Source organism: Salmonella sp. GDC200615, assembly GCF_050574145.1.
GTDB lineage: Bacteria > Pseudomonadota > Gammaproteobacteria > Enterobacterales > Enterobacteriaceae > Salmonella > Salmonella enterica.
On sequence record NZ_CP192247.1, the window covers coordinates 533,835 to 558,952 of the forward strand.

The 25,118-nt window shown below is 47.9% G+C and carries 8 protein-coding genes; 6 read left to right on the plus strand and 2 right to left on the minus strand.

The window, feature by feature from the left end; translation table 11 throughout:
• Positions 1-12: 12 nt before the first annotated feature.
• Together siiE and siiF are read left to right on the plus strand one after the other, a co-directional pair.
• Positions 13-16,692, plus strand: coding sequence for a non-fimbrial adhesin SiiE (gene siiE / locus ACQ29O_RS02535; protein ID WP_254486127.1), 16,680 nt, complete (start codon positions 13-15; stop codon positions 16,690-16,692).
• 39 nt (positions 16,693-16,731) lie between these two features.
• Positions 16,732-18,798, plus strand: a complete 2,067-nt coding sequence (gene siiF / locus ACQ29O_RS02540; RefSeq protein WP_000358566.1) for an SPI-4 type I secretion system protein SiiF — start codon at positions 16,732-16,734, stop codon at positions 18,796-18,798.
• 277 nt (positions 18,799-19,075) lie between these two features.
• Here siiF and ACQ29O_RS02545 read toward each other — a convergent pair whose 3' ends face one another.
• Positions 19,076-19,357, minus strand: a complete 282-nt coding sequence (locus ACQ29O_RS02545) for a YjcB family protein (RefSeq protein WP_000719058.1) — start codon at positions 19,355-19,357, stop codon at positions 19,076-19,078.
• Positions 19,358-19,918: 561 nt separating this feature from the next.
• Here ACQ29O_RS02545 and ACQ29O_RS02550 point away from each other — a divergent pair.
• Positions 19,919-21,520, plus strand: a complete 1,602-nt coding sequence (locus ACQ29O_RS02550; RefSeq protein WP_000083642.1) for an EAL domain-containing protein — start codon at positions 19,919-19,921, stop codon at positions 21,518-21,520.
• Here ACQ29O_RS02550 and soxS read toward each other — a convergent pair.
• Positions 21,508-21,831 carry a superoxide response transcriptional regulator SoxS gene (gene soxS, locus ACQ29O_RS02555; protein WP_000019483.1) on the minus strand — a complete coding sequence of 108 codons (324 nt, stop codon included), beginning with the start codon at positions 21,829-21,831 and terminating at the stop codon, positions 21,508-21,510. The genes ACQ29O_RS02550 and soxS overlap by 13 nt on opposite strands.
• An 86-nt stretch (positions 21,832-21,917) precedes the next feature.
• Between soxS and soxR the strand changes: the two genes are divergently transcribed.
• From soxR to ghxP, 3 genes are all read left to right on the plus strand, one after another.
• Positions 21,918-22,376 carry a redox-sensitive transcriptional activator SoxR gene (gene soxR, locus ACQ29O_RS02560; RefSeq protein ID WP_000412686.1) on the plus strand — a complete coding sequence of 153 codons (459 nt, stop codon included), beginning with the start codon at positions 21,918-21,920 and terminating at the stop codon, positions 22,374-22,376.
• 292 nt (positions 22,377-22,668) lie between these two features.
• Complete coding sequence (locus ACQ29O_RS02565) at positions 22,669-23,337, plus strand: glutathione S-transferase family protein (protein WP_000958573.1); 669 nt, start codon at positions 22,669-22,671, stop codon at positions 23,335-23,337.
• A gap of 347 nt (positions 23,338-23,684) precedes the next feature.
• Complete coding sequence (ghxP, locus tag ACQ29O_RS02570; RefSeq protein WP_000106907.1) at positions 23,685-25,034, plus strand: guanine/hypoxanthine transporter GhxP; 1,350 nt, start codon at positions 23,685-23,687, stop codon at positions 25,032-25,034.
• Positions 25,035-25,118 lie beyond the last annotated feature (84 nt).

Here is a 25,118-nt window from a genome sequence, read left to right on the forward strand (position 1 = left end):
GAATATAATATTATGGGAAATAAAAGCATACAAAAGTTTTTTGCCGATCAAAATTCTGTAATTGATTTATCTTCTTTGGGTAATGCCAAAGGCGCAAAAGTTTCTCTTTCCGGGCCAGACATGAACATTACCACGCCGCGTGGTTCAGTGATCATTGTCAATGGCGCTCTTTATTCAAGTATCAAAGGCAATAACCTCGCTGTTAAATTTAAAGATAAGACTATTACCGGCGCTAAAATTCTGGGCAGCGTAGATTTAAAAGATATTCAACTGGAGAGAATTGACAGCTCATTGGTTGATTCTGCTCAGGTAGAAAAGAAAGGTAATGGCAAACGACGAAATAAGAAGGAAGAAGAGGAATTAAAAAAGCAGCTTGACGATGCTGAAAACGCAAAGAAAGAAGCTGATAAGGCGAAGGAAGAAGCAGAGAAAGCTAAGGAGGCTGCAGAAAAAGCGCTCAATGAAGCGTTTGAAGTACAGAACTCGTCAAAGCAAATTGAAGAAATGCTGCAGAACTTTTTGGCTGACAATGTAGCAAAAGACAATCTGGCTCAGCAAAGCGATGCTTCCCAGCAAAATACACAGGCTAAAGCAACGCAGGCTTCTAAACAGAACGATGCTGAAAAAGTTCTTCCTCAACCTATTAATAAAAATACCAGTACTGGCAAAAGTAATAGCAGTAAAAATGAGGAAAATAAGCTCGATGCCGAGTCTGTTAAAGAGCCGCTTAAAGTCACATTAGCGCTTGCGGCCGAGAGTAACAGCGGTAGCAAAGATGATAGTATAACTAATTTTACCAAACCTCAGTTTGTAGGTAGCACTGCTCCCAATGCCACGGTTATTATTAAAATTAATGGTATTGCTGTCGGTCAGGCTGTAGCGGATAGTTTGGGTAACTTCACCTTTACAGCGCCTGAAACATTGACTGATGGAACATATAATCTGGAGGCAGAGGCCAAGACTGCTGATGGGAGCGGTAGCGCCAAACTTGTCATTACTATCGATTCCGTTACCGATAAACCAACATTTGAACTTTCGCCTGAAAGTAGTGTGTCCGGTCATAAGGGCTTAACGCCGACCTTGACGCCTTCAATTGTTGGTACGGCGGAAGAGAATGCTAAGGTTGACATTTATGTAGATAATAAACTGGTTGCCAGCGTTGATGTCGATAAAGATGGAAACTGGAGTTATGAATTTAAGGATAATGAATTATCTGAGGGCGAAAATAGTATAAAAGTCGTTGCTGTAGATAAAGCAGGTAATAAAAACGAAACGACGGATAGTATCATAACCGACACCATTCCTCCGGAAAAGCCGACGATTGAGCTGGATGATAGTAGTGATTCCGGCATTAAAAATGACAACATTACAAATAGCACCCTGCCAACATTTATTGGTGTGGCGGAACCCGGTTCTACAGTCTCTATTTATCTTGGACTTAAACATCTTGGTGAGGTCATTGTTGCTAAAGATGGGACATGGAGCTATACGCTTACTACGCCGCTCAAGGATGGCGAATACAATATAACAGCAATAGCTACTGATATTGCCGGGCATACCTCAGCGACGGCAAATCTGCCTTTTACTATTGATACACGTATCAGCTATTTCAGCGCTGAGATTGAAACGACGAATGATAGCGGTATTGTCGGAGATAACGTTACTAACAATACTCGCCCAACCTTTACAGGTAAAACTGAGCCAAATGCTATTATCAGTGTCATAAATAGTGAGACTGGCGAAGAGGTTATTTTTAAAGCGAATGACAAGGGCGAATGGACGTTCAATTTCACTTCCGACTCAGTGGAAGGGATTAACAATCTTACGTTCACTGTTGAAGATGTCGCTGGCAACAAAAAGGATTTTTCCTTTAGTTACGTTATCGATACTATTGCCCCTGTACCTCCGACGGTTTCTTTGGAGGACTTTGTTGTTTTACCGAATGGTATAATTTTATCAGGGAATGATTTACCGGCTTTAGTCGGTACGGCAGAGCCAAAGTCTACCATCTTATTGATACGAGATGGTAAATTATATGACAGCATTGAGGTTGACTCAAACGGGACCTGGAATTATCAGTTTAGTAATAAATTTCTTCAGGGCGCCTATGATATTGAAATCATCTCTCAGGATGCCGCCGGTAATAAATCCTCTACTGTTAAATATTCTTTTACTATTCAAACTGAAGTTGTACCTCCAAAAGCGGAACTCGATGCCAGTGATGATTCCGGTGCAAAAGGCGACTGGATTACCAATAAACATAATGCTCTGACATTACTGGGAACAGCTGATAGGTTTGCTACCGTAAATATCCTTATCGATGGTAAAACGATAGGCGTGACGACTGCGGATGCAGACGGTAACTGGAATTTTGATATTTCCCGAAATCTGTCTGACAATGTTTATAAGATTACGGTTGAATCCATCGATCCTTTAGGAAGAACGTCATCTGTAGATTATCAGCTTACCATTGATAGCTTTACGCCGATCCCTACTGTTATGTTGCATGATAGCGCTGATTCTGGCGTTAAAGGCGATATGATTACTAAAATTAATACGCCGTTGTTTACCGGGATGGCTGAAGCTAATGCTAAGGTTTCCATCTATGTTGACGGTGTGTTAAGTGGTGAGGCTATTGCTGGCGATGATGGTGTATGGAATTTTCAATTTACCACAGCGTTATCCGATGGCTCGCATGACGTAACGGTAAAAGTAGAAGATATTGCCGGTAATACTGCCTCCTCATCAGCGTATAATTTCCAAATCGTAACGCAAACGCAAAAACCAACAATAGAGTTGGTCAACGATACGGGGGTTGATAATACAGACCATATTATTAATGAAAAGAATCCTGCACTGACAGGAACCGCTGCACCCTATTCAACGGTTAAACTCTATATTGATGGCGCACTGATCGCTGAGGTCAGAACAAATAAAGATGGCAGATGGGAGTATACCCTGAAAGCCGATCAAGGTTTGGTTGATGGCGATCATAGAATAACCGCTTCAGTTGAAGATATCGCTGGCAACATTGCCCATTCGGATCCTTTCTTAATTAGCGTCGATACTGCTATTTCAATACCGATAGTTTCATTGAGCCCGGATTCAGATTCGGGAATTGCAGATGATAATTTAACGAATATCGTTAAACCTACCTTGCACCTAAAAGATATTGATCCGGACATTATCAGTGTTCAGGTATGGGATGCCATGTCTGATACGCAGATCGGTGTTGCCACGCAACAACCTGATGGTTCATGGGCCTATACCTTTACTTCAGATTTAACGGAAGGCTTGCATCAGGTTTATGTCAAGGTTGAGGACATTGCGGGTAATAAAGCGAACAGTGCGGTATTCGATTTTACTATCGATACCACAGTATCAACGCCGGTGATTTCCCTGCTTTCTAAGGATGATACGGGGGTTACAGGCGATAACCTGACCAATATCAATAAGCCAGGTTTTGCTATTTCCGGTGTTGATGCCGATGCGCATCGGGTCGTCGTACAGGTGATGCATAATGGCGTGAGCGAAGAGATCGAACTTTCCCACCTCAATGGTAGTTGGTTATTTACACCAGGGAATACGTGGGCGGATGGCAGCTACACGTTAACGGTGAAAGTAGAAGATAAGGCAGGAAATACCAGCTATTCAGCGCCGCTGACGGTCGTTATCGATACCCAAATCGCCATTGATGGGGTGGAACTGGTCAACGATAGCGGTGTGAAAGGCGACAATATGACCAACGACGACCGTCCCCACTTTCGTGTGACGGTACCTACGGATGTCAATGAAGTCCGTCTGAGCATTGACGGTGGTAATTCGTGGGTTCAGGCAACCCCGGGCGTGGCAGGCAGCTGGGAGTATATCTGGCCGACAGACCTGGCAGATGGTCAATACACGCTAACGGTGGAGGCGACTGATAAAGCAGGCAATACCGTGACGAAGACCATCGATTTCGCGGTGGATACCACGCTGTCAGTGCCGGTCATCGTACTGAATAGCGCGGACGATACCGGTGTCCAGGGCGATAACATGACGAATCGCACCCAGCCGACATTTGCCCTGCAGCATATTGATGATGATGCCGTTCGCGTTACGGTCAGCGTGGAGCATGGCGGCGTCACCACCACATTTGACGCCACGAAAGGCACAGGCGGATGGACCTTTACGCCGCCGACATCATGGGCGGATGGTGATTATACCCTGAGTGTGTCAGTCGAAGATAAAGCGGGGAACACCAGCCATTCTGCATCGCTGACGGTGACGGTGGACACGCAAATCGCCATTAATAACATTGAACTGGTCAATGACAGCGGTATTCCCGACGATAATCTGACTAATAACGTGCGTCCGCACTTCCAGGTGACGGTACCGACGGATGTCAACGTGGTGCGCCTGAGCATTGACGGCGGCAAGACGTGGTTCAACGCTACCCAGAGCGCGACGCCGGGCGCCTGGGATTATATCTGGCCGGATGATGTGGCCGACGGAGGCTATACCCTGACGGTAGAGGCGACCGACAAGGCGGGAAACAAGACGACGCAGGAACTTGATTTCACCATCGATACCACTCTGTCTGTGCCGACCCTCTCGCTGGACAGCGCAGATGACAGCGGCATCGCGGGCGATAATATCACCAATGTTAAAACGCCGGGCTTTACCCTCAACAATATTGATACCGATGTCAGCCGGGTGATAGTGGAGGTAATGCACAATGGCATTAAACAGGAGGTGCCACTGGTTCAGACCGGCGGACAGTGGCGCTTTGCGCCGACCAGCGACTGGGCGGACGGCGACTATATCCTGACGGTGAAGGTAGAAGATAGGGCCGGAAATGTGAAGCAGTCCGCGCCGTTGACGGTGACAGTAGACACGCATATCGCCATTGACCGTATTGAACTGGTTAACGACAGCGGTATCCCCGGCGATAATCTGACCAATGAAGCGCGCCCGCACTTTCAGGTGACAGTACCGGCGGATGTTAACGGTGTAAGACTGAGTATTGATGGCGGCAAAACGTGGTTTGACGCCACGCAGAGCGCGACGTCGGGCGTCTGGGATTACACCTGGCTGACGAATGTGGCTAACGGCCCTCACACCCTGATGGTGGAAGCGTCCGACAAGGCGGGAAACAAAACGACGCAGAAACTGGACTTCATCATCGATACCCTGCTGTCAGAACCGACTATTACCCTGGACAGCGCGGATGATAGCGCCGCTGGCGATAACATCACCAACGTTAAGATGCCAGGCTTTACCCTCGGTAATATCGACGCCGACGTGACCAAAGTGGTGGTGACGGTGGCGCATGATGGTAAGAACCAACAGATAGAGTTGATTAAGAACGGCGGTGTGTGGCGCTTTACGCCGGGCGCAGCCTGGACCGATGGCGACTATACGTTGACGGTAAAGGTAGAAGATAAGGCGGGTAATACAAATTATTCTGCGCCGCTGACGGTGACTATCGATACGCAAACGTCTATTGATCGCATTGAGCTTCTTAATGACACGGGTATTGTCGGGGATAACCTGACCAATGAAGCACGTCCACAGTTTCATATTACGGTACCGACGGACGTGAACTCTGTGCAACTGAGTCTTGATGGCGGCATCAACTGGGTTAACGCAACGCTGACGTCTGACGGCGTTTGGGAGTATATATGGCCGACAGATCTGGTCGAAAATACGTATACCCTGACAGTGAAAGCAACCGATGTTGCAGGCAACACGGCGACGGAAACGCTCAATTTTATCATTGATACCACATTGTCGACACCGACCATCACGCTGGATAGCGCAGATGATAGCGGCACCGCCAACGATAATAAGACTAACGTTAAAACGCCGGGTTTTATTATCGGCGGTATTGATTCTGACGTGACTCAGGTCGTCGTGCAGGTGATGCGCGATGGTCACAGCGAGGAGGTGGAGCTGACGCAGACTAACGGGCAGTGGCGTTTTGTACCCGGCAGCGCGTGGACTGATGGCGACTATACGCTGACGGTAACGGTGAAAGATGAGGCGGGTAATATTCGCCACTCAGCGCCGTTGACGGTCACCATCGATACGCAAATCACCATTGACCATATTGAACTGGTCAATGACAGCGGTATTCCCGACGATAATCTGACTAATAATGTGCGTCCGCACTTCCAGGTGACGGTACCGACGGATGTCAACGTGGTGCGCCTGAGCATTGACGGCGGTAAGACGTGGTTCAACGCTACCCAGAGCGCGACGCCGGGCGTCTGGGATTATACCTGGCTGGCTGATGTGGGAGAGGGTAAGCATACCCTGACAGTGGAGGCGACCGACAAGGCGGGAAACAAAACGACGCAGCAACTGGACTTCATCATCGATACCCTACTGTCAGAACCGACTATCGTGCTGGACAGCACGGACGACAGCGGAACAAAAGGCGATAACCTGACCAACGTAAATAAGCCGACGTTTTTACTGGGCAATATTGACGCAGACGCGCGGTATGTCACGGTTGAGGTACAGCATGGCGGCACGAAAGAGGTGCTGACGGCCACCAAAGACGCGACCGGCAACTGGAGCGTAACACCGACCGGCACATGGGCAGATGGCGACTATACGCTGACAGTGAGGGTGGAAGATGAGGCGGGGAACGAAAAACACTCAGCGTCGCTAACGGTCACTGTTGATACCCAAATCACCATTGATGTTATTGAACTGGTTAATGATAACGGTATTCCCGGCGACAATATGACTAACGACGCCCATCCGCAGTTCCGCGTGACGGTACCGGGGGACGTTAACGAAGTTAGTCTGAGCATTGACGGTGGCGTGACCTGGGTTAAGGCGACACAGAGCGCGACGCCGGGCGTCTGGAATTATACCTGGCCGGGCACCGTGCCGGATGGCGACTATACGCTGAATGTGAAAGCGACTGACAATGCGGGTAATACGGTGACGGAGACACTCCACTTCACTATTGATACCACGCTGTCAGTGCCGGTCATCGTACTGAATAGCGCGGACGATACCGGTGTCCAGGGCGATAACATGACGAATCGCACCCAGCCGACATTTGCCCTGCAGCATATTGATGATGATGCCGTTCGCGTTACGGTCAGCGTGGAGCATGGCGGCGTCACCACCACATTTGACGCCACGAAAGGCACAGGCGGATGGAGCTTTACGCCGACAGGGGCGTGGGCGGATGGTGATTATACCCTGAGTGTGTCAGTCGAAGATAAAGCGGGGAACACCAGCCATTCTGCATCGTTGACGGTGACGGTGGACACGCAAATCGCCATTAATAACATTGAACTGGTCAATGACAGCGGTATTCCCGACGATAATCTGACTAATAACGTGCGTCCGCACTTCCAGGTGAAGGTACCGACGGATGTTAACGAGGTACGCCTGAGCATTGACGGCGGCAAGACGTGGTTCAACGCTACCCAGAGCGCGACGCCGGGCGTCTGGGATTATACCTGGCTGGCTGATGTGGGAGAGGGGAAGCATACCCTGACAGTGGAGGCGACCGACAAGGCGGGAAACCAGACGACGCAGAAACTGGACTTCATCATCGATACCATGCTGTCAGAACCGACTATCGTGCTGGACAGCACGGACGACAGCGGAACAAAAGGCGATAACCTGACCAACGCGAATAAGCCGACGTTTATACTGGGCAATATTGACGCAGACGCGCGGTATGTCACGGTTGAGGTGCAGTATGGCGGCACGAAAGAAGTGCTGACGGCCACCAAAGGCGCGACCGGCATCTGGAGCGTGACACCGACCGGCACATGGGCAGATGGCGACTATACGCTGACGGTGAGGGTGGAGGATGATGCGGGGAACGTAAAATACTCAGCGCCGCTGACGGTCACGGTTGATACCCAAATCACCATTGATGTTATTGAACTGGTTAATGATAACGGTATTCCCGGCGACAACCTGACCAATGACGTTCGTCCACACTTCCGCGTCACGGTGCCAGGGGATGTCAACGAGGTACGTCTGAGTATCGACGGCGGTAATACGTGGGTTCGTGCAACACAGGGCACGGCAGGGATCTGGGATTACACCTGGCCGAAAGATGTGACCGACGGGCTACATACCCTGACGGTAGAAGCGACCGATAAGGCGGGAAATAAGACGACGCAGACGCTCGATTTTACCATTGATACCCGGCTGTCAACGCCTACCATCACTATGGATAGCAGGGACGATACAGGTGCCATTGGCGATCATATTACGAGCGTCAAAAGACCGGGCTTTACCATTGGCAATATTGACTCCGATGCGCAATCGGTCATTTTGCGGATCACACAGGGCGGCAATAGCCAGGAAGTGACACTAACCCAGGTTGGAGGACAGTGGCGCTTTACGCCAGATGCTGACTGGGCGGACGGTAGCTATACACTGACGGTAGAGGTAACGGATAACGCAGGAAACGTTCGTCAGTCCACGCCGCTGATAGTGACGGTAGATACGCAAACCAGCATTACTGATATTACATTGGTCAATGATCATGGCATGCCTGATGACAATCTAACTAACAGCACCCGTCCGCAGTTTGAGATCACGGTGCCGGCGGATGTGAATTCTGTGCAACTGAGCATTGATGGGGGCGCAAACTGGGTGAGCGCGGCGCAGGGTATTGAAGGCGTCTGGGGCTATACCTGGCCAACGGATATGGGCGATGGAAAACACACCCTAACCGTCATGGTCACCGACAGAGCGGGCAATACGGCGACGCAAACGCTTGAATTTTTCATCGACACCCGGTTGTCGACGCCGACTATTGCGCTGGATAGCACGGATGATACCGGTACGCCTGGCGATGATATGACCAATCGCACCCGACCGACCTTTATTCTGCAGAATATCGATTCGGATGTTATCAACGTTACAGTCAGCGTCACGCATAATGGAACGACAACCTCGTTTACCGCGACACAGGGGGCTGGAGGCTGGAGCTTTACACCGCCAGCGCCGTGGGGCGACGGTGATTATACGCTGACGGTGACAGTGGAGGATCGGGCGGGAAATACGCGTCCGTCTACGCCGCTGACGGTGACAGTGGATACGCAAATAGCCATTGATCATATTGAATTAGTCAACGATAGCGGCGTCCCTGGCGATAATGTGACAAAACATGTGCGTCCGCAGTTCCAGATCTCGGTACCGGATGATGTGGAAAAGGTTCTTCTGAGTATTGACGGCGGCACGACCTGGGTTACCGCAATCAAGAGTTCGACGGCTGGCATTTGGGATTACACCTGGCCGACGGATATGCCAGAGGGACAGCATACCCTGACCGTGGAAGTGACTGACGGTGCGGGTAATAAGATGACGGAGACGCTCAATTTCACTATCGACATCACGTTGATGACGCCAACCATTGAGCTGGCGCCCGATCAGGATACCGGACAGAATAAGAACGATAATCTGACCAGCGTCACTCAGCCAGTATTTGTGTTGGGGAGTATCGATAAAGATGTTCGACACGTGGAATTGAGTATTGAGCATAACGGCACGTTTAAAACGGTGGTACTCACCGAATCAGCCGACGGCTGGCGCTATCGACCGGATTCTGCTTTGGCGGACGGTAGCTACACATTCACCGTGACGGTAACAGATGTGGCAGGCAACCAGCAAACATCCGCGCCTTTAAAGGTGACGATAGACGGTACGTTGACTACGCCGGTGATTGAACTGGCAGCTGGCGAAGATAGCGGTACTGTTGGCGATCGCCTCACCAATCACGATCGGCCTGTGTTCGACATACGCCAGGTTGATTCTGACGTTACGCGCGTGATGGTCAAAGTAACTTACAACGGTAAAACGCACGAGGAAGCGGCGGTATTCACCAATGGTCAATGGCGCTTTACGCCTTCTGCGAGCTGGGCTGATGGCTCATATCAGTTAGCCGTTGTGGTGGAAGATCTGGCGGGGAATGTAAAAGAGTCTGCGCCGTTTGAGGTGCGTATTGACACCACGACAACCATTAACAATATCGTATTGCTTAATGATACTGGCGTGCAGAATGATCAATTAACGAATGTTGCCAAACCGTCATTCAGAATTGACGTTCCCGGTGATGTCGTCCAGGTACGCGTAACCCTGGATGGTGGCGCTAACTGGAATGTGATACGCAAAAATGCCGACGGACAGTGGATTTTTGACAGCCCGAATACTCTGGTTGACGGCACATATACCCTTCGCGTAGAGGCCACGGATGAGGCAGGTAATATTGCGAATAAAGATTTAGTATTTAATATCGATACTAATATACAGGTTCCGACTATTGCTTTAGACGCAGGACAAGATACCGGAGCGAATACAGCCGATAATATCACTAATATTTCACGACCCACCTTTACGATTGGTAATGTTGACCCCGATGTTATCAAAGTCGTGGTGACGATTGATGGTCATGATTATAACGCGACTAAGGTTGGGGCTGGTTGGCAATTTACGCCAGGCAATGCCATTCCGGATGGTTCTTATAATATTACCGTTACGGTTGAAGATAAGGCCGGAAATACCGCGACATCGAAACCATTACCTGTTGTGATAGATACGACGGCTGAAATTGAAAGCGTCACGTTGGTTACAGATAGCGGTGATAGTGATGTAGATAACATTACCAAAGTCGACAAGCCGCAGTTTAGTATTGTTACCGCTGATGATATTACTCATGTGCGCGTTAAAATCGATAACGCCGCTAATTGGATTGAACTCACAAAAGGAGGGGATGGCCGCTGGATATTTAATGTCGGTTCGGCATTACCTGATGGGCAACACACTCTCTTGGTTGATGTGACTGATATCGCCGGCAACGTTGCGCAGGAAACGCTGCAGTTTACGATTGATACGACTCTGCGAGAGCCGACAATTGTACTCGATCCCACCCATGATACTGGTGATGATACTAATGATAATCTTACCAGGATTAACAAACCGGTGTTTATTATCGGTAATGTCGATAATGATGTATCACACATTGTGGTTCATATTGATGGTCGGGATTACACCATTGAAAACACAGGGGGGAATTTAACCTTTACGCCGGATCAACCGCTGTCTGACGGTCAGCATACGATCTCTGTTACCGTAACGGATATTGCTGGTAATACCAAAACATCGGCCGAACTGAAGATTGAAATCGACACGCAGGTTCAGATTGACAGTGTTACGTTAACAACAGATAGCGGCGTCAACGATCACGATAATGTCACCAATGCTACCCGTCCCTCTTTTGAAATTGCAACGCCTGATGATGTGACATCGGTGCTGGTTTCTTTCGATGGCGTAAACTGGACGCCCATCAGTAAAAATGCGGCCGGGCAGTGGGAATTTACTGCAGGTAGCGCATTGCCTGATGGTCATTATACTCTCCATGTCCAGGCGACGGATCGGGCAGGGAATACGGCAAATTCCACGCTGGGCTTCACCGTGGATACGCAGATTGACGGCCTGAGCGTCGTGATGCTGGACGACGCCGGAAAGGATTCTACGGATGGTATTACGAATATTACCTCTCCACGTTTTGAGATTTCAGCCAGAGAACCGCTGCAGAGCGTGACGGTAATTTTAAACGGGAAATCCAGCACACTGACTCAGGGGGCAGGTAATAAATGGCTGTTTACCCCTGATACACCGTTAGTGGATGGAACTTACAAAATAGAAATAGTGGCTGAAGATATCGCAGGTAATAAAATTAGCAAAGAGGTATCATTCACAATAGACACTATTGTTTCTGATCCCAGTATTGATTTGCTGGATGCGGATGATACTGGCGAAAGCGCTGTTGATAATATTACGAGTGTCACTAAACCACGTTTCGTTATTGGCAATGTACCCGCCGATATTGATACTGTTGTAATCAGAATTAACGGCGTTTCTTATCCGGTTACGGCAAATGGCAATAACCTCTGGGAATTCCAGGTTCCCGTTGCGTTAAACGATGGCGTATATGAAGCCGTTGTTGTCTTCAGAGATATTGCCGGAAATACTTCTGAAACTAAGCTGCCCTTTACCATTGATACCACGACAAGCGTCAGTGTCAGAATGGAGCCAGCGTCTGATACCGGAAATTCCAATAGCGATAACCTTACGAATAAGCAAAATCCCAAATTCGAAGGTACTGCAGAGCCCAATGCGAAACTGGTGATTACCATTGTTGACGATAAGTCAGGTCGGGAGGTTTTAAAACAAACGATTACGGTTGGCGCTGATGGCAACTGGAGTGTGACGCCGAATATACTGCCGGATGGCATGTATACCATCAACGTCGTCGCAACAGATGTCGCGGGAAATACTGCGCAAACGCAGGAAAGATTCACTATCGATACGGTTACGATCGATCCCACCATTCGCCTTTCGGATCCATCTATTGATGATCAGCATGAAGCAACCAGCCTGCGTCCTGAGTTCAAAGGGTTTGCCGAAGCGTTCTCGACGATTATGATTCAGTGGGATGGGAAAGTGGTCGGCTCGGCAAACGCCAATGCGAATGGCGAATGGAGTTGGACGCCGCCATCAGTATTAGCGCCAGGCTCCTATGTTGTGAGCATTGTTGCCAAAGATAAAGCGGGTAATGAATCGTCGCAGGTCGACTTTCCTGTCGTAATACCTGTTATTGATGTCACGCCTCCAACCATAAAGCTCAGCGAGGAGAGCGATAGTGGTGCCTTAGGAGACTTTACCACGAATAATAAAACGCCGACCCTGGTTGGGAACACGTTACCTAATGCGATTGTGAGTATTTATGTGGATGGCGTGAAGGTCGGCGAGGCGACAGCGGATACAGCGGGTCGATATACTTTCCAGTTATCGGAAATGAAAGATGGCCATTATGTCGTCCAGGTGGGTATAGTCAACCCTCGCGATAATAGCGAACTGCGTTCCACCGCCGTTGATGTCACTATCGATACCGAGGTTGCTGAACTGGTATGGAATATATCTGGAATGCATGAGGGCGGATATATCAATACGGTGACGCCGGAGATTGGCGGCACCAGTGAGCCAAACAGCAAAATCACTATCTTTGTGAATGGCGTTGAAAAAGCGATTGCTTATACGACAGGCGCAGGACACTGGGGCGTAGTATTACCTGCTTTGGGTAATGACGGTAATTATGTATTAACGTTTAAAGTTGAAGATGTTGCCGGCAATATCAGAGAGTTTGGTCCGCAGAATGTGATACTGGATACGGTAATTTCGCCGTTAACCGTGGTATTACGCGAAGCTGATGACAGTGGCAAAGTTGGCGACTGGATCACCAATAAATCTCATGTCACCATCGATGGTACTGCCGAAGCCGGAAGTACTTTAACCATCAGGAGTCCGCAGGGGGTGGTTATTGCTACCCTGGTGGTAGGCAATGATGGTCGATGGAGCGCAGAATTAGATCTGCGTGAAGGTAGTAATGCCTTTGTCGTGGTATCGGAAGATAAAGCGGGCAACAGCCAACAAAAAGATATCCTGATAGAACATGATACGCAGATTGAAATCAGCGATATTTCATTAAGTCGGGATACTAATAGCGGTGATAAATATGATCTGATTACCAATAATAAGTCTCCGGTACTGGTTGCCATGACCGATCCCGGCGCGACGGTACAGGTTTATATTAATGGTGTGTTACAAGGCACAGTAGAGGCGAGTTCGTCAGGTAATATTAGCTATACCATGCCGGCAAATAGCGCCGACGGCGAGTATCAGGTGCAATTTGTTGCTACGGATACTGCTGGTAACCGGGTTGAGTCTGCGATTACAACCGTGACAATCGATTCTCAAATTGCTGTCTTTGACATTGATGAAGATTCATTACCGGCCCTCTCTAATAACCGGGCGTTGTCAGTCTCAGGTGTCGGGGAGGCTGGTTCTCAGGTCAGCATCTTTGTCGATGGTAAATTAGTCAACGTTGTTATGGTTGAGGCTGATGGCACATGGCGCGCGCCGATACTGCTGCAAGATGATGGTACGTTTAATATTCATTTCAGCATTACTGACGTTGCTGGCAACACTGAAGTGAGCAAGGATTATAGCGTGGATGTCGATTCATCAACCGACTTCCCAACGCTCAACCTTGAAGATGCAAGCAACTCTGGTTCATTTGACGATCTGATTACTAATCGCAACAAGCCTGTGTTAGTTGGCACCGCAGAAGCGGGAGCCACAATCCATATTTATGTGGATGAAAAGATCGTGGCAAATGTGCTTGTGCTTGAAGATGGAACCTGGTCCTACCAGTTTGATAATGCGTTAAAAGATGGTGAATATTCTATCCGTGTGGTTGCCGAAGACCCGGCAGGTAATACGGCAGAATCGCCTCGCTTACTCGTCACGATAGATACCAGTACGTTTATCGATAATCCTGCTATGGTGGCAGGTTCTGATAACGGTATTTTCAGTAATGATAGTATAACGAGTCAGACCCGGCCTACGTTTAGTATTTCTGGAGAAATGAACCAGAGTGTTCAGATTTTCATTGATGGGGTGTTAGTCGATACGATCACGGTGACGGACAGAAATCAAGTTTATCGACCTGAGTCACCGTTGGGCGATGGTTCCCATAGCATTTATTATGTTATCACCGATAAAGCAGGCAACACGGCTACCTCGAAAACGCTAAACTTTACTATCGATACCTTTAATACGACGCCTGTCGCCATTGATTCTATCGGTGGACAAACGTTAGCAGAGATGACCGGTAGTGATGGCAAAATATATATAACGGACACGACGCGTAACTTATTGTTTAGTGGCAGTGCCGAGCCCAATAGCAAAATAGAAATCATCATTAATGGCTTAAATGTGGGGGAAGTTTGGGTTAATGAAAAAGGCCACTGGCAGATGCCGGTGAACCCGCTTTATTTCACAGAAGGCCAACTGGATATCACTGTTAAATCTACGGACCGTGCTGGTAACGTAAATCAGGAAAAGTATTCCATTTGGGTCGATACGCATATCCAGGTATTTACCAGCGAGCTTGATGACAATAAATCATCATCGAAAACGGACTGGTGGAGTAATAGCTCCACTATTACCATGAGAGGTATGGGGGAAATTGGCGCTACGGTATCATTAATCGTGGCAGGGGTCACGTTGGCAACCGCTGTCGTTGCGGCTAATGGGCAGTGGGAATTATCGACCGATCAGCTTCCGGAAGGTAAATACGATATCACGTTGAGTATTGAGGATAACGCAGGCAACCGTAAGGAAGAGGTACATGAAATATTTATTGATCGAACGCCGCCAAACGCTCCGGTCGTAACTTATTCAGATATTGTCAACGATCTAATTATTATGCAGGGGACGGCGGAAGCCAAATCTCAGCTAATAATAACCGATAGTAATGGGAATACTTATACGTTAACCGCTCCTGATAATGGTAAATGGAGTATGGCTATCCCGTATCCATCGGAAGGGAAGTTTACCATTACGAGTGTGGATGCGATTGGTAACCGGAGTGATGATGTCTCTCTCGATATCATGAAAGAGGTTCCCGTTATTTCATTATCTCCAGACTCAGACAGTGGTACGGTGGGCGATAATATTACGCGAGATAAGCAACCTACCTTTATTATCGGGAATCTGGAAAGCGATGTTGTGGTCGTTCAGGTTGATATCAATGGGACCGTATATAATGCTGAAAAAAATGCCGATGGCGTTTGGTTCTTTACGCCAGGTACACCGTTAGCTGATGGTTCCTATACGATATCGGTAATCGCAAGCGATGCCGCGGGTAATCAGAAAAACTCGTTACCCATTACCGTTACGATCGACAGTACGCTGACGGTGCCGGAGATTGCGTTGGCAGCAGGTGAAGACAATGGCGTTTCAGACAGCGATAACGTGACGAATCACACCCAGCCTAAGTTCACGCTGCAGCATATTGATGCTGATGTGACCGGGATGACCGTAAACGTGACGCATAACGGCGTGACAGACACCTATCAGGCGACGCAAGGCGCGGATGGCTGGACCTTCACGCCGCCAGCCGCCTGGAATGATGGTACCTACACGCTGAGCGTGACGGTGGTGGATCGCGCGGGGAACTCACAGCAATCTGCTTCGCTAGCGGTGACGGTTGACTCAACGGTGACGGTAACAGCGGATAGCCAGCATGACGATGCGAGCGATGACGCCACGGCAACAGCGGTTACTCCACCGGAGTCTGAAACAGTGAATGCCGAAAGCGCTACGCATCTTCGTACAGTGCCGTCTGCGGCGGAAGAAAGCGTGGTGAAGGAGACAGCCTATAGTATTACATTGTTAAACGCTGACTCTGGGGATGAAATAGATCGTTCAATTAGTCAGACACCTTCTTTTGAAATATCAGTACCTGAGAATATTGTTAATGTCAGTATTATGTTTGAAGGAGAAGAGTTTACTCTGCCGATAACTAACCAGAAAGCAATATTCGAAGTTCCGCTATCTTTGGAAGATGGTGAATATACTATGGACGTGAAATTCATTGATAAAGACAATGATTTCCTGATTAAGGAGAAAACATTCTCAGTCGATCACTCCTCGGCGGATATTGTGAACGCAATGAATGCAAGAGGAAAGACCGAGGATGATATTAATGATTCCCCTTCCACGAGTTCTGTAGGGCACAACAATAACGGCGCTATTGATGTTTTCGCCGTTAATGAAGTTACGCTACCTGTAGATAATCAAGAAGAACACGCATAATAACGGAGGCCCCTCACCTTTGGGTGAGGGGGTTTACTTATGGATAAAAAACTAGAACCTTATTATTTAAGTGCGGAAACGGCATTATCTATAGTGTCTAAAAAATTCAACATAAAAATTGATATCAAAGAGGATGATATAAATTTAAGATTTAAAAAGTACGACAGAAATAACACTGATGACTCTATACAAATGAAGAATTTCTTTTTGTCGTTAGGGCTTTCTCTACAGGATATATTATTTAATAATGGTGAGGATTTACTAAATGAGCCTATGCCGATTTTACTATTAACACCAGAAATGAAGTGGATGGTGTGTGTGAGTGGCGGGCAAAAAATAAAGTTGGTAAACGCGCGCGGTGAACTCTGTTATGTTGAAATTGAAGATGAATATTTAAAAGAGTTATCTGCATTTAGTATACTACCTTTAAATAAAGTTGTTGATAGTATAAGAGTAAAAAATATCATAAAAAACTCTTTATCGATGAACAAGATTTTTTATACTAAATACTTTTTTTCATCTCTTTTTATGGCAATTTTTGCGTTAACTATCCCAGTATTTAGTAATCTGTTCTATGATAAGCTTGTTCCAAGCGCTTCGGTTTCATCTTTATTTGGCGTGGCTATAATTGTTGCTGTATTTATTGTTTTTGAGTTTATCCTTCGTACTTCGAAAGATATTTATCAGTCTATCACAGCAAGGCAGGATGACGTCGATATTGATATCGCATTTCTTGAAGCGGTACTTTATAGTAAAAAGAAAAATGGCAGATCCATGTCATCAGCATTTGTGCTATGGAATGAGTTTCAGAAAATTAAACCCGTTTTATTAAACTCGATCTTTCAACGTATAGCCGATATTCCAATATTTATTATATTTCTCATTGTTATATATGTAAATTTAGGTCTGGTTGTTATTGTACCTATTACCATGTTTATCGTCTCTATTATTATTTCCCTCGTTAACCACCATTATACTAATGAGTTAATGAACAAACAAAAAGAAGGACAGAAGAACAGGAATATTTTTATCTCAGAAGTTTTCTTATCTATTAAAATGATCCATACCTTAAATAATCAAGGTTTACTTTTTGATTGGGTTAATACGTCAAATGAACAGTCGTATCTTAACCTGAAGATAAGGAAATTAAATCTTATCTATCAATCTATATTGGGGAGTATGTCATCTATTACCCAAATAACTATTATGGTAATAGCCTTTTTTATGGTAATCAAGGGTGATGTTACTACTGGCGCAATTGTTTCATCTGTCATTGTCTCTGGCCGTATTTCCGGGATCATTTCGAATTTTTCTTCTACATTAATCTCTATTTTATCAGCAGAAAAAACCGGTAAGGATCTGCTTTCTTTTTTTGATGAAGATCAGGCAGAAAAAACACCGGCATTACAGTCAATATCAAAGTGCAATGGCGATATCTCTATCCGGGGCGTGAGTTATCAGTATGATGCTCAATCTCCGATGATTATTAACCGACTGTCTATAGACATACCTGCGGGGCAACGTGTCGCGGTGGTAGGCGAATGCGGAGCAGGAAAAAGCTCATTACTGGGAATGCTATCTGGCTACCTTTCGCCAACAGACGGTGCCATTTTATATGATGGATATAACTTAGGACATTTATCGCAGAACTTTTTTTCTCAGCATTTAAGCGTGGTGACGACACATGATGTTTTATTCACCGGAACCATTGAAAGTAATTTCGCGTTAAAACCGCAAAACGACAGGGGCCGGGTACTCAAGGCGCTTCAGCTGGCGAACTGTGGTTTTATCTTGCAACATCCTATGGGGCTGAAGTTTCCGGTGAATTTTATGGCTAAAAACCTGTCATCCGGACAGCAGCAGCAGTTATTATTAGCACGTAGTCTGAGTAGTGACGCCAGCGTCTTTTTATGGGATGAACCAACATCAAATCTGGATGAGAATACCGAGAAGCAAATTTTTGATAACTTAGATGAGTTTATTCATGGGAAAACGTTGATCATGGTGACGCATCGTCGATATCTGATAAAGTATTTTGACCGGGTCCTGGTAATGAAAGGTGGAAAAATAATCCGTGATTGTTCTCCGGATAAATTATTAATGTAAAATAAGCAGCGCTTGTCGCTGTTATCAGGTGGTACTGCTTAATAAAAAAGACCCGTTGCACAAACGGGTCTTTTTTGTCATTTAACGAGTCGGCAACGTCTTCAATAAGTTTAGCTCGATTCTGTTAGGGCTATTCCACTTGCCATTTTTGGATAACCACACCTGGCGGCCCTCATCAACGGCAATGCGAGGGACGTGATGGTGCGCAAGGCTACCCCTGGCGCGCGATTCCGCGTTGAGATAACCGGTGGGCGGCTTCAGCGGCAGCGATAGCGTATCAGGTCAGCACCATCGGCCATTCTGGCGGGGTCTGGCTCATCGTTTCGACCATTACGGCTTCAATGTTATGCCAGATCGCAGCGAGATCCATCATGGTAATACCGAGTAAACCGGTGGCAAACCAGCAGGCGGATACCACGCCCAGACCGCTACTGATCACCGCCAGACCAATATAATCTGATTTACGGAAACGGATATTGAGCGTGCTGGCTAAAAACATGAGCACGGCGCTCAGCAGTTGCCAGCGGAGAAGAACGACACCAGTGGTTATGGCAGCCATGAAACATTTCCTCTGAATAGACCTTTGTCCAGGACAGCACGGCGTTGTTCCCGGGAAACGTGGGACATTCTGGCTATCAACGGACATCACATCAACATCGAATGAAACATTGTTTCTATTTCATTGTTTTTGTGAACTATATCACAAAAAACAGCTTGTTCGCCAGATCGGCAATGTATTTTTTGTGCGTTTTATAACCGTATTTTTTGTGTGAATTCTACGCGTCCGTAGAGAAACTGCCGGAAAGCAAAGATGTATTATTACTACTCTTTTATTTTTTTCGTGAAATTCAGACCTGATAAAAATATCAAGTTATTTATCAAAAGAAAGGAGTAAAGATGTATACCCCATCGTTTACTTGAGTATAAATCTGATATTATCAAAAATATTTAGTGTCCTGCCTGGTATGCGAAAGAGATTGCGCGTAGTTATTAATGGTAAATGTTGATCGGTAAAAGTCTGTTGCTAATATTGATAAATTCATGCACCGTAAACCTCCATTTGGTTCACGTCTTATTTTGCCAACAATAGTCACAAATAATGCAGGGAAATAGGCTGAAAATGAGTCAAAGCACACGACGCAAGGTGTTGAGATTTCTCGGAACGATCATTGTGGTGTTACTTCCTATATTGCTGGCGATCTGGTTTGCTCATATCCGGGCAGTCTCTGAAACCAGAAATCAGTTACATTCATTTGCGCAGTTGGTATTAGATAAAACGGAGCGGGTTATCCTGCAAGCAGATTTAGCCCGCGATGCCGCTGAACAATATCAGGGGCAAGCCTGTACGCCAGCCCATCAACAGCGAATGCTGAATATTATCCGCGGTCGTTTGTACATTAATGAGTTGATTTATGCTAAGGGCCAGCGTTTTCTATGCTCTACGGTTATGACGCCAACAAGTCCTTATTTTATTCCCCGCGCTGACTATAAACGAAAGCCTGACATCGCTATTTATTACTATCGTGATACGCCTTTTTTCAACGGTTATAAAATGACATATATGCAGCGGGGAAACTATGTCGCGGTTATCAATCCCTTATCTTATAGCGAGGTGATGTCAGACGATCCGGCGTTGGCCTGGGGAATGTATGATACGGTGACCAACACCTTTTTCTCCCTGAGTGAACAGGCGCAGGCTGATCAGCTATTACCTTTGGTACGACGGAGTGAACCTGTGTTCCAACAGGGTGAGCGTTTTTATACTCTGGTTAAATCAGCAAAACGACCGGTTGCCACGATTGTTTCAACCTCAAAGCAACGCTTTTACCAGAACCTCTTTCATCAGCTTACGTTAACGCTACCGTTAGGGATCATCTGTAGCATTATCGTCTTATTTATGTGGTCACGATCCCGGCAGGCATATTACTCACCGCGTCGATTGCTGCAACGGGCCATTACCAGGCACCAGCTTTGCCTTCATTATCAGCCGATCATTGATATCCGAAACGGGACATGTGTAGGTGCCGAAGCGCTATTGCGTTGGCCGGGCTATCACGGTCCGGTGATGAGCCCGTGCGAATTTATTCCGCTGGCGGAAAAAGAGGGGATGATTGAGCAGATCACCGATTATGTCGTCGAAGAGGTATTTAATGATTTAGGTGGTTTTCTGGCCGCGCACCCGCATCTTTATGTCTCTATCAATCTCTCTGCCGCTGATTTTCTCTCTTCCCGGCTAATTGTGATGATTCATGAAAAAACGCGTCAGCATTCAGTGCTTGCGCAACAGATAAAAGTTGAAGTGACCGAGCGCGGATTTATTGATGTGCCTAAAATGACGCCGATTATTCAGGCGTTTCGCCAGGCGGGATACGAGGTGGCAATTGATGACTTTGGTACCGGCTATTCGAACTTGCATAACCTGTACTCATTAAATGTCGACCTTTTAAAAATTGATAAATCTTTTGTCGACACGCTAACCACTAATAGCGCCAGCCATTTGATTGTGGAACATATTATTGAAATGGCGCAAAGTTTGCGGCTAAAAATCATTGCTGAGGGGGTTGAAACGGCTGAACAGGTTAGCTGGTTGCTAAAACGCGGCGTTCAGTATTGTCAGGGATGGCACTTTGCGAAGGCGTTGCCACCGCAGGAATTCATCGCCTGGTTACAACAAACGCCCGCGCCTCTGACGATACGCGGGCAGAGGCCCTACAGGCGGTGACGGTAATCGCTGGGAGTGCGATCGAACTCGCGGCGGAATACACGCGAGAAGGTTTGCTGCGATACATAGCCCAGGTCCATCGCGATATCAAAAATCGGGCGCTCGGTCGTTCGTAGCTCAACGGCCGCCAACAGGAGACGGCGCTGGCGAATATACTCGCCTAATGTTTGATGCGTTACCGTACGAAACATCCGCTGCAAATACCACTTGGAGTAGCCCGATTTTTTTGCCACCACATCAATGTTTAGCGGTTGGTCGATATGTTCATCAATCCATTCGATAAGGGTCTGAATTATCTGCTGATGCGACATATTGTTGCCTCTTAAACAGTATTCGATTCGTCGTTTTGTCTGCGGGCGAGTATAATTCCTCAAGTTAACTTGAGGTAAAGCGATTTATGGAAAAAAAATCTCCCCGTTTAAAAGCCTTACTGACGCCGGGGGAAGTTGCGAAACGTAGCGGTGTTGCTGTGTCCGCCCTGCACTTCTATGAAAGCAAAGGGCTAATTACCAGTATCCGTAATAGCGGTAACCAACGGCGATACAAGCGTGACGTGTTGCGTTATGTCGCGATTATCAAGATCGCCCAGCGTATCGGCATCCCGCTGGCAACTATCGGCGACGCGTTTGGTATCTTGCCGGAAGGACATACGTTAAGCGCGAAAGAGTGGAAGCAGCTCTCCTCGCAGTGGCGCGAAGAGTTAGACCGACGTATTCATACGCTGGTGGCGTTGCGCGATGAGCTGGACGGTTGTATCGGCTGCGGCTGTTTATCGCGTAGCGACTGTCCGCTGCGAAATCCAGGCGACAGGCTTGGCGAACACGGGACGGGCGCCCGGCTGCTTGAAGATGATTAACATGCACTCGGCCATCGGGCTGAGTTCACCTAAAACTAAAGCGCCGCTAAGGGCGCTTTAGTTTGTTTCCGGTCTTTGTCTTTCGCTCTATCCCGCTGATTACAGGAGGGTTTCCCCCGACGTCAACACCCCTCATATCGAGCACATGGTGGAGGTTCCGGTTTGTGTTGATACTGTAAGTGTAAGCGACGACGCCCTGTTCGCCAGCGAAATGCTGATTTTTTAGCCGAAATTTTTACGGCAACTGCCATAATTTTCTATAGTTAGTTGGCATACCTTACAGGAGACAGCCATGCTGACGGTGCACCATTTAAATCAGTCTCGTTCGCAGCGCATCCTCTGGGCGCTGGAAGAGCTGGCGTTGCCTTACCAGATTGTGCGTTACCAGCGTGAAAAGACCATGCTGGCGCCGCCGGCATTGAAAAAAGTGCATCCGCTGGGCAAGTCTCCGGTTATCGAAGATCACGGTATGGTTATTGCGGAATCGGGCGCCATCCTGGAATATTTGCAGGACACTTACGACAATATCGGACGCTTTAAGCCTGCGGATGCGCAGGGAAAACAACACTATCGATTCTGGCTACATTACGCTGAAGGTTCGCTCATGCCCTTGCTATTGATGAGACTGCTCTTTACCTCTCTGGGTAAACCGCCGGTCCCATTGGGCCTGCGAACGTTGGGCGGCGTTATCGGTAAGGGCGCGCAAAAAGCGTACCTCAATCCGCAACTGGAAACCCATGCGCGCTTTATTGACGGGCATCTGGCAAATCACCCCTGGTTTGCCGGAGAGCAGTTAAGTATGGCGGATATCCAGATGAGCCTCCCGCTATTTGCGCTGCTTGCCCGAGGCGGAATCGCTCATCTCGACCATATCAACGCATGGAAAGCGCGGGTAGAAATGCGTCCAGCCTGGCAGCGAGCGATTCAGCAGGGCGGTCCGTTTACCATTTCCGGCGGATAATGGCGTTTTTGTGAGCAGATTGCGCAACGTATTTGCTAACAGCGATGCGAAAAATTGTTGCTGGATTGCGCAGGGACGATAACGTTTGCGCATCGTCTGGCTATTTATTGAGCATACTAAGCAGAAAAGCATAAAAAGCGGCAAAGTTCAGTTGAAAAAGCGTTGATGATCGCTGGATAATCGTTTGCTTTTTTTTGCCACCCGTTTTGTATACGTGGAGCTAAACGTTTGCTTTTTTTGCGGCGCCCCGGCTGTCGTAAATGTAGCACAAGGAGATAACGTTGCGCTGTTAGTGGATTACCTCCCACGTATACCGACGAATAATAAATTCTCAGGGGATGTTTTCTATGTCTACGCCTTCAGCGCGTACCGGCGGTTCACTCGACGCCTGGTTTAAAATTTCACAACGCGGGAGCACCGTTCGCCAGGAAGTCGTTGCTGGCTTAACCACGTTTCTCGCGATGGTTTACTCCGTCATCGTGGTGCCAGGGATGCTGGGTAAAGCCGGGTTCCCGCCTGCCGCCGTCTTTGTAGCGACCTGCCTGGTCGCAGGCGTCGGCTCTATTGTTATGGGGCTATGGGCGAATCTGCCGCTGGCTATCGGTTGTGCTATATCGTTGACAGCGTTTACCGCGTTTAGCCTGGTCCTGGGGCAGCATATTAGCGTCCCGGTCGCGCTTGGCGCCGTATTCCTGATGGGCGTACTGTTTACCGTTATCTCCGCCACCGGCATTCGTAGCTGGATTTTGCGTAACTTGCCGCAGGGCGTGGCCCACGGAACCGGTATCGGTATTGGCCTGTTTTTGTTGCTGATTGCCGCCAACGGCGTCGGCCTGGTCATTAAAAACCCGCTGGATGGCCTGCCGGTCGCGCTGGGCGATTTCGATACCTTCCCGGTGATTATGTCGCTTGTGGGTCTGGCTGTTATTCTCGGTCTGGAAAAGCTGAAAGTCCCCGGCGGCATTCTGTTGACCATTATTGGCATTTCTATTGTGGGTTTGCTCTTCGATCCTAACGTCCATTTTTCCGGCATTTTCGCCATGCCTTCGTTGAGCGATGAAAACGGCAACTCGCTGATCGGCAGCCTGGATATTATGGGCGCGTTAAACCCTGTCGTTCTGCCAAGCGTGCTGGCGCTGGTGATGACGGCGGTGTTTGATGCGACCGGCACGATTCGTGCGGTCGCAGGGCAGGCTAATCTGCTGGACAAAGACGGACAAATTATCGATGGCGGCAAAGCGCTAACCACCGACTCACTGAGTAGCGTTTTCTCCGGCCTGGTCGGGGCGGCGCCAGCCGCGGTGTATATCGAGTCTGCGGCCGGTACGGCGGCGGGTGGTAAAACGGGCCTGACGGCGATTACCGTGGGCGTGCTGTTTTTGCTGATCCTGTTTCTTTCGCCGCTCTCTTATCTCGTTCCCGTCTACGCAACCGCCCCGGCGCTCATGTATGTCGGTCTGCTGATGCTGAGTAACGTGGCGAAAATCGATTTTGCTGATTTCGTCGATGCGATGGCGGGGCTGGTAACGGCCGTATTTATTGTACTGACCTGTAACATCGTCACCGGGATTATGATCGGCTTTGCCACGCTGGTCGTCGGGCGTCTGGTTTCCGGTGAATGGCGTAAGCTGAATATCGGAACTGTCGTCATTGCGGTCGCGCTGGTCGCTTTTTATGCCGGCGGCTGGGCTATCTAGTTCTGCCTTCATTCTGAAAAACGGGCGGCGTTGGTCGCCCGTTTTCATTTTCAGGACACATCACGTTACCTTTTGCGTTAATCT